Annotated in this window: 8 protein-coding genes; 6 read left to right on the top strand and 2 right to left on the bottom strand. The window is 71.8% G+C overall.

Going from position 1 to position 14,084, the window contains the following annotated elements; translation table 11 throughout:
- Positions 1–2 precede the first annotated feature (2 nt).
- Positions 3–560, bottom strand: a complete 558-nt coding sequence (locus ACFXDE_RS38540; protein WP_380435434.1) for a GNAT family N-acetyltransferase — start codon at positions 558–560, stop codon at positions 3–5.
- A 241-nt stretch (positions 561–801) separates the two neighbouring features.
- On the opposite strand from ACFXDE_RS38540, the gene secA reads away from it, so the two are divergent.
- Positions 802–3,564: a preprotein translocase subunit SecA gene (gene secA, locus ACFXDE_RS38535; RefSeq protein ID WP_380498988.1), complete on the top strand. Its 2,763-nt coding sequence runs from the start codon at positions 802–804 to the stop codon at positions 3,562–3,564.
- 59 nt (positions 3,565–3,623) lie between these two features.
- Here the strand turns inward: secA and ACFXDE_RS38530 are convergent, their stop codons facing one another.
- Positions 3,624–4,118: an Rv3235 family protein gene (locus ACFXDE_RS38530; RefSeq protein WP_380498987.1), complete on the bottom strand. Its 495-nt coding sequence runs from the start codon at positions 4,116–4,118 to the stop codon at positions 3,624–3,626.
- A gap of 416 nt (positions 4,119–4,534) precedes the next feature.
- On the opposite strand from ACFXDE_RS38530, the gene ACFXDE_RS38525 reads away from it, so the two are divergent.
- From ACFXDE_RS38525 to ACFXDE_RS38505, 5 genes are all read left to right on the top strand, one after another.
- Entirely contained in the window at positions 4,535–5,596 is a 1,062-nt protein-coding gene (locus ACFXDE_RS38525; protein WP_380498986.1) for a patatin-like phospholipase family protein, read from the top strand.
- 116 nt (positions 5,597–5,712) lie between these two features.
- Positions 5,713–6,222 (top strand): DUF6912 family protein, encoded by a 510-nt coding sequence (locus ACFXDE_RS38520; RefSeq protein WP_380498985.1) that lies wholly within the window; start codon positions 5,713–5,715, stop codon positions 6,220–6,222.
- Positions 6,223–6,305: 83 nt separating this feature from the next.
- A complete protein-coding gene (locus tag ACFXDE_RS38515) occupies positions 6,306–6,962 on the top strand; it encodes an HAD family hydrolase (protein ID WP_380435429.1) in 657 nt (218 codons plus the stop codon).
- Positions 6,963–7,102: 140 nt separating this feature from the next.
- A complete protein-coding gene (gene pruA, locus ACFXDE_RS38510) occupies positions 7,103–8,728 on the top strand; it encodes an L-glutamate gamma-semialdehyde dehydrogenase (protein ID WP_380498997.1) in 1,626 nt (541 codons plus the stop codon).
- Between the two features lie 283 nt (positions 8,729–9,011).
- A complete protein-coding gene (locus tag ACFXDE_RS38505) occupies positions 9,012–13,958 on the top strand; it encodes an NAD-glutamate dehydrogenase (RefSeq protein WP_380498984.1) in 4,947 nt (1,648 codons plus the stop codon).
- Positions 13,959–14,084: the final 126 nt, after the last annotated feature.

The following is a 14,084-nucleotide window of genomic DNA, read 5'->3' as shown; positions in this document are numbered from 1 at the left end:
GCTCAGGCCAGGTCGGACGGGAGCAGCGAGGCGACCCAGGAGTCGTGGAAGACGCCGCGCTGCTCGGCGTACGAGCGCAGCGTGCCCTCGAAGCGGTAGCCGACCCGCTCGGCGACGGCGCGGGAGCCGTCGTTGCCGACGTAGGCGAGCCACTGGAGGCGGCGGACGCCGAGCTCGGTGAGGGCCCAGCGGGCGACCTCGCGGGCCGCCTCGACGGTGTAGCCGCGGCCGCGCTGCTCCTTCGCCGTCCACCAGCCGACGGAGGCGGCGGCCGGGTCGGCGGCGAAGCGGGACACCGACTGGGTGCCGACCAGGCGCCCGGTGGCGCGGTCGGTCACGCACCAGATGTACTCGGAGCCGTCGCGCAGCCCGTTCGGGGCCAGTGTGCGGACGAAGAACTCCGCGTCCTCGCGCCGGTAGGGGACCGGCACCACCGTCCAGCGCTGGATCTCCTCGTCCTGGCAGGCGGCGAGGACCGCGTCGATGTCCGACTCCTGCGGGGCGCGCAGGACGAGGCGCTCGGTGGTGAGGGTGACGGGCGTGGTCCGGAGTTCTTCCATGCCCGGATTATTCCGCGCCAAGCGGAGGGCGGACATCCGAATATTCCGCCAACTCGGCGGGGCCCGGACCGTTTTGCCCCGGTGGGCGGTGCTATCGGTCGGGTGCCCGGGCGAGTGACACGGGAATACCGTGCTGACGCACCTCCCGGGGCATTGGACTCCTCGCATACGATGGCCCGTGCGGTGGGGTGAACCCGTCGTGCAGTCGTCCAGTGCCAATACAGGCAAGGAGCCCGCTCTAGTGTCCGTCTTCGACAAGATCCTGCGCGCCGGCGAAGGCAAGATCCTTCGCAAGCTGCAGCGGATTGCTGCCCAGGTCAACTCCATCGAAGAGGACTTCGTCAACCTCACCGACGCGGAGCTGCGGGCACTGACCGACGAGTACAAGCAGCGGCTCGTCGACGGGGAGTCCCTGGACGACATCCTCCCCGAGGCGTTCGCCACCGTCCGCGAGGCCGCCAAGCGCGTCCTCGGCCAGCGGCACTACGACGTCCAGCTCATGGGCGGCGCCGCGCTGCACTTCGGCTACGTCGCCGAGATGCGCACCGGTGAGGGCAAGACCCTCGTCGGCACCCTGCCCGCGTACCTGAACGCGCTCACCGGCAAGGGCGTCCACCTGATCACCGTCAACGACTACCTCGCCGAGCGCGACTCGGAGTGGATGGGCCGGGTGCACCGCTTCCTCGGCCTCGAAGTCGGCGTGATCCTGGGCAACATGACGCCCGCCGAGCGCAAGCGCCAGTACGCGATGGACATCACGTACGGCACCAACAACGAGTTCGGCTTCGACTACCTGCGCGACAACATGGCCTGGTCGAAGGACGAACTCGTCCAGCGCGGCCACAACTTCGCGGTGGTCGACGAGGTCGACTCGATCCTCATCGACGAGGCCCGCACCCCGCTGATCATCTCCGGCCCGGCCGACCAGGCGACCAAGTGGTACGCCGACTTCGCCAAGCTGGTGCTGCGCCTGAAGATCGACCGCGACTACGAGGTCGACGAGAAGAAGCGCACCGTCGGCATCCTGGAGGAGGGTGTCACCCGGGTCGAGGACTACCTCGGCATCGACAACCTCTACGAGTCGGTGAACACCCCGCTGGTCGGCTTCCTGAACAACGCCATCAAGGCCAAGGAGCTGTACAAGGCGGACAAGGACTACGTCGTCATGAACGGCGAAGTCATGATCGTCGACGAGCACACCGGCCGCATCCTGGCCGGTCGCCGCTACAACGAGGGCATGCACCAGGCGATCGAGGCCAAGGAGGGGGTGGAGGTCCAGAACGAGAACCAGACCCTGGCCACCATCACCCTGCAGAACTTCTTCCGCCTGTACGACAAGCTCTCCGGCATGACCGGTACCGGCACCACCGAGGCCGCCGAGTTCCACCAGATCTACAAGCTCGGCGTCGTGCCGATCCCGACCAACAAGACGCCGCTGCGCATCGACCAGCCCGACCTGATCTACAAGTCGGAGCCGGCCAAGTTCGCCGCCGTCGTCGAGGACATCGCCGAGAAGCACGAGAAGGGCCAGCCGGTGCTGGTCGGCACCGTGTCGGTCGAGAAGTCCGAGTACCTGTCGCAGGAGCTGCGCAAGCGCGGCATCCCGCACGAGGTGCTGAACGCCAAGCACCACGAGCGCGAGGCGCAGATCGTCGCGCAGGCCGGCCGCAAGGGCGCCGTCACCGTCGCCACCAACATGGCCGGCCGCGGCACCGACATCATGCTCGGCGGCAACCCGGACCACCTCGCGGCGGCCGAGCTGGCCCAGCGCGGGCTCTCCGCCGGGGACAACCCGGACGAGTACGAGGCCGCGTTCCCGGCCGCGCTGGAGAAGGCCAAGGCCTCGGTCAAGGCCGAGCAGGACGAGGTCAAGGAGGCCGGTGGCCTCTACGTCCTCGGCACCGAGCGGCACGAGTCCCGCCGGATCGACAACCAGCTGCGCGGCCGCTCCGGCCGTCAGGGCGACCCGGGCGAGTCCCGCTTCTACCTGTCGCTCGGCGACGACCTGATGCGCCTGTTCAAGGCCGGCATGGTCGAGCGCGTGCTCTCGATGGCCAACGTGCCCGAGGACGTGCCGATCGAGTCGAAGATGGTCACCCGGGCGATCGCCTCCGCGCAGACCCAGGTCGAGCAGCAGAACTTCGAGATCCGCAAGAACGTCCTGAAGTACGACGAGGTGCTGAACCGCCAGCGCGAGGTCATCTACGGCGAGCGCCGCCGCGTCCTGGAGGGCGAGGACCTGCAGGAGCAGGTCGGCCACTTCATGGACGACACCGTCGAGGCCTACGTCAAGGCGGCCACCGGCGAGGGCTTCGAGGACGACTGGGACCTGGAGAAGCTCTGGTCCGCGCTCAAGCAGCTCTACCCGCTCGCCCTGGACCTCGGGGAGCTGGAGGAGGAGGCGGGCGGCTCCGGCGGCCTGACCTCCGAGTTCCTCACCAAGGTCGTCCAGGAGGACATCCAGGCGCAGTACGGCGCCCGCGAGGACCAGCTCGGCGAGGAGATCATGCGCGAGCTGGAGCGCCGGGTCGTCCTGTCGGTGCTGGACCGCCGCTGGCGCGAGCACCTCTACGAGATGGACTACCTCCAGGAGGGCATCGGCCTGCGGGCCATGGCGCAGCGCGACCCGCTGATCGAGTACCAGCGCGAGGGCTTCGACATGTTCACCGCGATGATGGAGGGCATCAAGGAGGAGTCCGTCGGCTACCTGTTCAACCTGGAGGTCCAGGTCGAGCAGCAGGTCGAGGAGGTCCCGGTCGAGGACGCCGAGGTGGTGCTCGACAAGCTGGAGAAGGACGCCGCCCGCCCGGAGATCAAGGCCAAGGGCCTGGAGGCCCCGAAGCCGCAGCGGCTGCACTACACGGCCCCCTCGGACGAGATCGGCGGCGGCGTGGTCGAGGGCGACTTCGACGACCTCGCGGCGGAGGACGAGGGCGACGGCCTGACCCGCGCCGAGCGCCGCAAGGCCGCGAAGTCGGCCAAGGGGCGCCGCCGCAAGGCCTGAGCCGCCACCGCGCCACAGCACAGGGCGCCGTTCCCGTACGGGGGCGGCGCCCTGCGCCGTCACCGGGCCTCCACGGCGGTGCACTGCCACTGACCGGCCGGGCCGCGCTGTTCGAGGCGGAAGGCCACCATGTGGTGCCGCCGGCCGAGGTCGACCCGCACGCACGCCTCGACGGCGTCGGGCGAGGGCGATCTGTCGTGCACCGGGCCCAGGCGCGGCCGGGCGCCGGCGCCGGCTCGGCGCAGGGCGCCCGTGCGGACGAGGGAGGCGAGCTGGCCGTAGCCGTCCAGGCTGGTGTGCCGCATCAGCTGGCCGGACGGGCGGGCGCCGGTGAGCACCTCGACGAGCCGGTGCGCGAAGCGCGCCGCGAGTGCGCGGGGGTCGTGCCCGGGAGGGGCGCCGGCGCAGTCGGCCCGGGGGTGCCGGGGCCGCCGCCCGGCGGGGTGCGGTGCGCCGTCGTGCAGGTGGCGGTGGGGGCGGGCGGCGAGCGGTGGGGTCACGGGTGTCTCCTCGGGGCCGGGCGGGCGGGCGGTGGTGCTCCGGGGCGTGGTCACGGGTGCTTCCTCGGGCGGACGGCGGGGGTGGACGGCAGGGGTGGGCGCGGACGGGTCGGGGGTGCTTCCTCGGGCGAGTGGTGCGGGTACGGACGGGTCCTTGGTAGCGGCGGTCGGGAGGGGGCGGCAAGGGGATTGCGCAACCGTGGGGAGCGGAGGGTGAAGTTCACCTATCCGGGCGAACGGCCCGTTGCGGCGGCGGCCTCCCGGGCCGTCCCGGAGGCACGCGGTTGACGTGCGACGACGGGCGGGTAGGCCCGAAAGGGGACGGCCGGGTTCGCCGGTCCGGGTGGTGCGGCCGGGGTCACGCGTTGCGGCGGTCCGCGGTCGGCGCGCAGGATCGGATCCTGACCGGGAACCGCGGGAGCGGGCGCGACGCCCCACGACGACAGGCGGCCGGCATGACGACACCCGGCATGACGACACGGGCAGCAGCGGCGCAGTCCCCGGCCCGGACGGGTGCCGCCCGGGGAGCACCGCGGCGCGGGCTGGTCCTGGGCGGCGGCGGCATGCTCGGCGCGGCCTGGACGGTCGGCGCGCTGTGCGCCGTCGAGGAGGCGACCGGCTGGCGCCCCGGCGACGCCGACGTGCTGCTGGGCACCTCGGCCGGCTCCATCCTCGGCGCACTGCTCGCCGCCGGCGTGCCGGTCGACCAGCTGCGCGACCACCAGCGCGGACTGCCGCTCACCGAGGGCCCGCTGGCCGGCGTGGCCTTCGACTACGAGACGGCCGTCGGCGGCGCCCTGCCGCCCCGGCCGCGGGCCGGGATCGGCTCGCCGGGCCTCCTGCGGGACGCCGTCCGCCACCCGCGCGAGTACCCGCTGCTGACCATGGTGTCGGCGGTGGCGCCGCACGGCCGCGGCTCGCTCGCCCCGGTCGGCGCGCTGGTCCGCGACCTGCACGGGCCGGGCGGCTGGCCGGCCGGCTCCGCGCTGCGGGTCGCGGCCGTGGACTACCGCAGCGGCCACCGGGTGGTCTTCGGCGACCCGGACGCCCCGGCGGTCGCCGTCGCGGACGCCGTGATGGCCTCCTGCGCGATCCCCGGCTGGTTCGCGCCCGTGCGCCTGGACGGCTCGGCGTACGTGGACGGCGGCTGCTGGTCGGCCACCAACGCCGACCTGCTGCTCGGCCGCGGTCTGGACGAGGCGTACGTGCTCGCCCCGATGGCCCTGCGCCTGCACCCCCGCGCCGGGCGCGCCGACCGCGGCACCCTCGCCGCGCTGCACGAGTGGCGCGCCCGCGACCGCCCGCGCGGCGTGCTGGCCCAGGTGGTCAGCCGCTACCGCCGCGCGGTGACCAGGCAGCTGCTGCGCGAGGCCGCGCTGCTGCGGGCGGAGGGCGTGCGGGTGCGGCTGCTCGCGCCGACGCCGGCGGACCTGGCGGCGATGGGTCCGAACATGATGGACCCGGCCCGCCGCGGCGCGGTGCTGGAGAGCGCGCTGTGCACCAGCCGGGAGGCGCTGGCGGCGGCGCGCTGATCCGCGGCCCGCCGATCCGGCGGGACGTGATCACGGCGGGCGCCCGGCGCTTATTCTTGGGGGCGCTGGAAGCTGTGCCGCTGGACGAACGCTGGACGAACCGGAGAGTGCCACCGATGCGCGTGTACGTGCCCACCACCCTGACCGGCCTGGCGGCGGCGCACCCGGGCGGCGTCCTGGACGAGACCGCGGCGTACGCCGTGACGCCCGCGCTGCGCGAGTGGTACGTCAGCGACGACATCGAGGAGCTGGAGTACGCGGCGCTGAACCGGGCCGCGCAGTCCTCGCTGCGGCTGCTTGCCGCCGATCCCGGCGCGCCGCGCCGGCGCGTCGTGGTGGCGCTGGACGTGGCGGACTCCGCCGTGCGGCCCTTCCCCGGCGACGAGTACCAGGACCAGGCCTCGCTGGGCCGCGTGGTGCTGGCCGGCCCGGTGAAGCTCGCGAAGGCGGCGGCCGTGCACGCGGACGTCGCCGACGACGAGGTGCTCGCGGACGTGACGGCGGCCGTGGCCGCGGTGGCCGCCGCCGACGAGGGGGACCAGGACGCCCAGTTCACCGTGGACGGCGCCGAGGACCACGACCTGCTCTGGTTCGCGACCCAGGAGATCCCCGGGCTCCTCGCCTGACCGCCCGCCCGGCCGGTCCGCGGCCGCCCCCGCGTGAGCCCCGTCCTACCGGCCCGTCGGTGCCCGGAGTTACCGTTCGGATCGTGCGTAATCACATCGTCTGGGACTGGAACGGCACGCTCTTCCACGACATGGAGGCGGTGCTCGGAGCGAGCAACGCCGCGTTCGCGACCATCGGCGTCGGGCCGATGACCATGCAGGAGTACCGCGAGCAGTACGAGATCCCGATCCCCCGCTTCTACGAGCGCCTGCTCGGCCGCATGCCGTCCCGGGCCGAGTGGCTCCGCCTCGACGACGCCTTCCACGACCGCTACCGCGAGCTGAGTCCGGCCTGCGGCCTGACCGACGGCGTCCGCGAGCTGCTGTCGGGCTGGCAGGAGGCGGGGCACAGCCAGTCCCTGCTGTCGATGTACGAGCACGACAAGCTCGTGCCGCTGGTCGACGCCTTCGGCCTGACCGGCACCTTCCTGCGCGTGGACGGCCGCAGCGGCCCCTCCGGCGGGCAGAAGGGCGAGCAGCTGGTCCGCCACCTGGCGGCCCTCGGCGAGCGCGTGGACCCCGCCCGTACGGTCCTCATCGGGGACGCCGCGGACGACGCCCTCGCGGCGATCGGCGCGGGCGCGCACGCCGTGCTGTACACCGGCGGCTCGCACACCAGGGAGAAGCTGGAGCCGGTCGGCGTGCCGGTCGTGGACACCCTCGCGGAGGCGGTCGAGCTGGCCGGACGGCTGACGGCCTGAGCTGCGGCGATGCCGCCGTCCTGACGGCGGACGTGGCGCGCGCCACGTCCGCCGTTGGCGTGTCTGGACGGGCGGATCCGCCGGGGGCTGGTCAGGCTGGACTGACATCGGTACAGCAGGAGGACGGAGCCGCCATGCCCATCGACGCAGTGACCCAGGTGCCGGAGCCGGTCAACGAGCCGGTGCGGGCGTACGGGCCCGGCAGCGCCGAGCGGGAGCGCCTGGTGCGGCGCCTGGACGAGCTGGCGGCCGAGCAGGTGCCGCTGCCGATGACGATCGGCGGGGAGCAGCGCTTCGGCGGCGGCGAGCGGATCGACGTCGTCCAGCCGCACCACCACGCGGCCAAGCTGGGCGTGCTCGGCAACGCCACCCGGGAGGACGCCCGCGCGGCGGTGGACGCGGCGCTGGCGGCCGCCCGGGAGTGGCGCTCGCTGTCCTTCGACGACCGCGCGGCGGTGTTCCTGCGCGCCGCGGACCTCCTCGCCGGGCCCTGGCGGGAGACGCTCAACGCGGCCACGATGCTCGGCCAGTCCAAGACCGCGCAGCAGGCGGAGATCGACTCGGCCTGCGAGCTGATCGACTTCTGGCGCTACAACGTCCACTTCGCCCGGCAGGTCCTGGCCGATCAGCCGGTCTCGTCCCCGGGGGTGTGGAACCGCACCGACCACCGCCCGCTGGAAGGTTTCGTCTACGCGATCACGCCGTTCAACTTCACCGCGATCGCCGGGAACCTGCCCACCGCCCCCGCGCTGATGGGCAACACGGTGGTCTGGAAGCCCGCGCCGACCCAGGCGCTGGCCGCCCACCACCTGATGCGGCTGCTGGAGGCGGCCGGCCTGCCGCCCGGGGTGATCAACCTGGTGACCGGCGACGGCCTCCAGGTGTCCCCGGTCGCGCTCGCCGACCCGGCGCTGGCCGGCCTGCACTTCACCGGCTCGACCGCGACCTTCCAGTCCCTGTGGCAGACGATCGGCGCGAACATCGGCGGCTACCGGACGTACCCGCGGATCGTCGGCGAGACCGGCGGCAAGGACTTCCTGCTCGCCCACCGCTCCGCCGACCCGGAGATCCTCAAGACGGCGCTGATCCGCGGCGCGTTCGAGTACCAGGGCCAGAAGTGCTCGGCGCTCTCCCGCGCCTACCTGCCGCGCAGCCTCTGGCAGCGGATCAAGGACGACTTCCTGGCCGAGGTCGACGCCCTCGCCGTCGGCGACGTCACCGACCTCTCCAACTTCATGGGCGCGCTCATCGACCGGAGGGCCTTCGAGAAGAACCGGGACGCCATCGAACGCGCCAAGCGCGACCCCACGGTCGAACTGGCGGCCGGCGGCCAGTACGACGACGCGATCGGCTGGTTCGTCCGGCCCACCGTCCTGGTCTCCTCCGACCACCGCGGCGAGATCTTCCGCACCGAGTACTTCGGCCCGATCCTCGCCGTCCACGTCTACGAGGACTCCCGCTGGGACGACGTGTTCGCCAGGATCGACGCCGCCGCCCCGTACGGCCTGACCGGCGCCGTCATCGCACAGGACCGCTACGCGATCGCCCGCGCGGTGGAGGAACTGCGCTTCACCGCCGGGAACTTCTACATCAACGACAAGCCGACCGGCGCCGTCGTCGGCCAGCAGCCCTTCGGCGGCGGCCGTGCCTCCGGCACCAACGACAAGGCGGGCGCCGCCCAGAACCTGCTGCGCTGGACCTCGGCCCGTTCGATCAAGGAAACCTTCGTGCCGCCGACGCACCATGCGTACCCGCATATGGGCTGAAAGCGAACATCCGGTTCCGGTTTGGACATGGTGTCCAGGACGGACCGGTCACCCGGCACCTTTGCGCCTCCCTGTCCCTGTCCACCTTCGATTGATCCGGTTAGGCTGGCTGGCGTCGTCGGGTGGCTCCGCAGGACGAATCGTCCTACCCACTGCGAAGGCGTTTCATGCGCGCCATGAACCCTTTTCAGTCGGATGGTGCGGCAGGATTGCGGTAGACCCGTCGGTGTTCATCCACACACGACCGAGTCACGCAACGGCGCGCGACAGGAGCCAAGAAGTCATGCAGACCAAGCTGGACGCAGCCAAGGCCGACCTGCTCAAGAAGGCCGCCGCAGCCGCTGAGAACAGCCAGGTGGGGGGAGCGGCGCCGGGGGAGGGTCTGAGCAACGGCGCTCTTACCGCGTACCTGCACCACTACTACCTCCACACCGCGCCCGAGGACCTGGTCGACCTCGACCCGGTCGACGTCTACGGCGCGGCCGCCTCGCACTACCGCCTGGGCCTCAAGCGCCCCCAGGGCACCGCCGAGGTGCGGGTGCACACCCCCTCGGTCGAGGAGAACGGCTGGTCCTGCGGCCACACGGTCGTCGAGGTCGTCACCGACGACATGTCCTTCCTGGTCGACTCCGTCACCAACGAGCTGTCCCGCCAGGACCGCGGCATCCACATCGTGATCCACCCGCAGCTGGTCGTCCGCCGTGACATCACCGGCAAGCTCCTGGAGATCCTCGACGTCGACGCGTGCGCGCGCAGCCAGGCCGCCGGCGCCGAGTGGCCCGCCGACGCGACCGTCGAGTCGTGGATGCACATCGAGATCGACCGCGAGACCGACCGCGAGGACCTGCGCTCGATCGAGTCCAACCTGCGCCGCGTGCTCGGCGACGTCCGCGAGGTCGTCGAGGACTGGACCAAGATGCGCGACAGCGCGCTGCGCCTGGCCGACGAGCTGGCCGAGGAGCCCCCGGCCGGCCTGCCCGAGCAGGAGGTCGGCGAGGCCTGGGAGCTGATGCGCTGGCTCGGCGACGACCACTTCACCTTCCTCGGCTACCGCGAGTACGACCTCGTCGAGCACGAGGGCGAAGAGGTCCTCAAGGCCGTCGCCGGCACCGGCCTCGGCATCCTGCGCGCCGACCCGCACAGCCACGACGACCGCCACCACTCCGTGAGCGAGGCCTTCGGCCGCCTCTCCGCGCCGGTGCGCGCCAAGGCCCACGAGAAGAAGCTGCTCGTCCTCACCAAGGCCAACAGCCGTGCCACCGTGCACCGCCCGGCCTACCTGGACTACGTCGGCGTGAAGAAGTTCAACGCCGCCGGCGAGCCCATCGGCGAGCGCCGCTTCCTCGGCCTGTTCTCCTCCGCCGCGTACACCGAGTCCGTCACCCGGATCCCGGTCGTGCGCCGCAAGGTCCAGGCCGTCCTGGACGGCTCCGGCTTCTCCAGCGAGAGCCACGACGGCCGCGACCTGCTGCAGATCATGGAGACCTTCCCGCGGGACGAGATGTTCCAGACGGCGGCCTCCGAACTGCTCTCGATCGCCACGAGCGTGCTCTACCTGCAGGAGCGCCGCAAGCTGCGCCTCTTCCTGCGCCAGGACGAGTACGGCCGCTACTACTCGGCGTTCATCTACCTGCCGCGCGACCGGTACACCACCCGGATCCGCCTGCTGCTCACCGACATCCTCAAGGAAGAGCTGAACGGCGACGCCATCGACTACACGGTGTACGCCACCGAGTCGGTGCTGACCCGCCTGCACTTCGTCGTCCGGGTGGCCCCCGGCACCGAGCTGCCGCAGCTCACCGACACCGACATCGAGCGGATCGAGAACCGCCTGGCCGAGGCCGCCCGGTTCTGGATGGACGGCTTCCACGACCAGCTGCACACCGAGCTGGGCGAGGAGAAGGCCGCCGAGCTCGGCCACAAGTACGCCAACGCCTTCCCCGACGGCTACCGCGCCGACTTCCCGCCGCGCACCGCCGTCTCCGACATCAAGCAGATCGAGTCGCTGCACGGCGCGGGCGACTTCCGCCTCAACCTGTACCAGCCGGTCGGCGCCGGCGACGACGAGCGCCGCTTCAAGATCTACCGGGTCGGCGGCCCGATCTCGCTCACCGAGGTCCTGCCGGTGCTCCAGCGCCTGGGCGTCGAGGTGCTGGACGAGCACCCGTACGCGCTGCGCCGCTCCGACGGCACCACCGCGTGGGTGTACGACTTCGGCCTGAAGCTGCGCGAGGCCACCGAGCTCACCGACGAGGCGCGCGAGCGCTTCCAGGAGACCTTCGCCGCCACCTGGACCGGCCGGGCCGAGAACGACGGCTTCAACGAGCTGGTCCTCACCGCCGGGCTGACCTGGCGCCAGGCGATGATGCTGCGCGCGTACGCCAAGTACCTGCGCCAGGCGGGCTCCACGTTCTCCCAGGACTACATGGAGGACGCGCTCCGCAACAACACCCACAGCACCCGCCTGCTGGTCAACCTCTTCGAGGCCCGGCTGAGCCCGAGCCACCGCTCGGGCGCCCTGGAGCTGACCGAGGGCATCCTGGAGGAGCTGGCCGGCGCGCTCGACGAGGTCGTCTCGCTGGACGAGGACCGCATCCTGCGCTCCTTCCTGAACCTCATCAAGGCCACCCTGCGGACCAACTTCTTCCAGCACGACGGCTCCGGCGAGTGGCACTCCTACGTGTCGATGAAGTTCGACCCGAAGGCCATCCCGGACCTGCCGGCCCCGCGCCCGGCGTTCGAGATCTGGGTCTACTCGCCGCAGGTCGAGGGCGTGCACCTGCGCTTCGGCAAGGTCGCCCGCGGCGGTCTGCGCTGGTCCGACCGGCGCGAGGACTTCCGCACCGAGATCCTCGGCCTGGTCAAGGCGCAGATGGTGAAGAACACCGTCATCGTGCCGGTCGGCGCCAAGGGCGGCTTCGTCGCCAAGCAGCTGCCGGACCCGTCGGTGGACCGCGACGCGTGGCTGGCCGAGGGCGTCTCCTCGTACAAGACGTTCATCTCGGCGCTGCTCGACATCACCGACAACCTGGTCGGCGGCGAGGTCGTCCACCCGGCCGACGTGGTCCGCCACGACGAGGACGACACCTACCTGGTCGTCGCCGCCGACAAGGGCACCGCGACCTTCTCGGACATCGCCAACGGCGTCGCCGAGTCCTACGGCTTCTGGCTGGGCGACGCGTTCGCCTCCGGCGGCTCGGCGGGCTACGACCACAAGGGCATGGGCATCACCGCCCGCGGCGCCTGGGAGTCGGTCAAGCGCAACTTCCGCGAGCTCGGCGTCGACACCCAGGCCGAGGACTTCACCGTCATCGGCATCGGCGACATGTCCGGCGACGTCTTCGGCAACGGCATGCTGCTCAGCGAGCACATCCGGCTGGTCGCGGCCTTCGACCACCGCCACATCTTCCTCGACCCGAACCCGGACGCGGCCCTCTCGTACGCCGAGCGCCGCCGCCTGTTCGACCTGCCGCGCAGCTCGTGGGACGACTACGACAAGTCGCTGATCTCGGCCGGCGGCGGGGTGTTCCCGCGCAGTGCCAAGTCGATCCAGGTCAGTGCCCAGGTCCGGGCCGCGCTCGGCATCCAGGAGGCCCGGCTCACCCCGGCCGAGCTGATGAAGGCGATCCTGCAGGCGCCGGTCGACCTGTTCTGGAACGGCGGCATCGGCACCTACATCAAGGCCTCGACCGAGACCAACGCCGAGGTCGGCGACAAGGCCAACGACGCCATCCGCGTCAACGGCGAGCAGGTCCGGGCCCGGGTCATCGGCGAGGGCGGCAACCTCGGCTGCACCCAGCTCGGCCGCATCGAGTACGCGGCGGCCGGCGGCCCGGAGAGCACCGGCGGCTGGATCAACACCGACGCCATCGACAACTCGGCCGGCGTGGACACCTCGGACCACGAGGTCAACATCAAGATCCTGCTCAACGGGGTCGTCGCCGAGGGCGACATGACGGTCAAGCAGCGCAACACGCTGCTGGCCGAGATGACCGACGAGGTCGGCCACCTGGTGCTGCGCAACAACTACGCGCAGAACGTGGTGCTGGCCAACGCCGTCGCCCAGGCGCACAGCATGGTCAACGTCCACTCCCGGATGATCAACCGCTTCGAGGCGGCCGGCCAGCTCGACCGGGGGCTGGAGTTCCTGCCCGCCGAGCGCCTGATCCGCGAGCGCCAGCAGAACGGCCGCGGGCTCTCGCAGCCCGAGATGTCCGTCCTGCTCGCGTACACCAAGATCACGCTGGCCGAGGAGCTGCTCGCCACCGACCTGCCCGACGACCCGTACTTCCGCACCGCGCTCCACGAGTACTTCCCGAGCGCCCTGCGGACCAGGTTCGCCGAGGCGATCGACGGCCACGCGCTGCGCCGCGAGATCATCACCACGCTGATCGTCAACGACACGATCAACCGCGGTGGCTGCACCTTCGCCTTCCGCCTGAAGGAGGAGACCGGCGCGACCTACGAGGAGATCGCCCGGACGCACACCGCCGCGCGGGCCGTGTTCGGCCTGGAGGAGATCTGGGGCGAGATCGAGGGCCTGGACAACAAGGTCCCGGCCCGGGTCCAGACCAAGATGCGGCTGCACTCGCGCCGCCTGGTCGAGCGCGCCACCCGGTGGATGCTCAACAACCGCCGCCAGCCGCTGGACATCGCCGCCACGATCGCGTTCTTCCGCGACCGGATCGCCCAGGTGTGGGGCTCGCTGCCCAAGCCGCTGCGCGGCGAGGACCTGGTGTGGTTCGAGTCGATCCACGGCGAGCTCGCCGCGGCGGGCGTGCCGGAGGAGCTGGCCACCCGGATCGCCGGCCTGTCCTCGGTCTTCCCGACCCTGGACATCACCGAGGTCGCGGACCGCTCCGGCAAGGACGTCGCGGACGTCGCCGAGCTCTACTACGACCTCGGCGACCGCCTGCAGATCTCGCACCTGCTGGACCGCATCATCGACCTGCCCCGCACCGACCGCTGGTCGTCGATGGCCCGGGCCGCGATCCGCGAGGACCTCTTCGCGGCGCACGCGGCGCTGACCGCCGACATCCTCGTCTGCGGCCCGGAGGGCGCCACCCCGGAGGAGCGCTACACCGCCTGGGCGGAGCTCAACGGGACGCTGCTGAACCGCGCGAAGAGCACGCTCGACGACATAAGGGGTTCGGACAACTACGAGCTGTCCAGCCTGTCGGTCGCGATGCGCGTCATCCGCACCCTCCTGCGCACCGGCTCGATGCGCTAGGAAGTCAGGACGGCAAAAGGGGCGGGGGCCCCGGCTTGGGGACCGGGCCCCCCCCCGAGTCCTGCGCGCCGCGGGTCGCCGCCCCCCGCCCATGCTCTTATAAACAAATCCGAGCCCACGAGAAGT

Source organism: Kitasatospora sp. NPDC059408 (genome assembly GCF_042751525.1).
Lineage (GTDB): Bacteria > Actinomycetota > Actinomycetes > Streptomycetales > Streptomycetaceae > Kitasatospora.
This window is presented reverse-complemented; position numbering and strand designations above follow the sequence as displayed.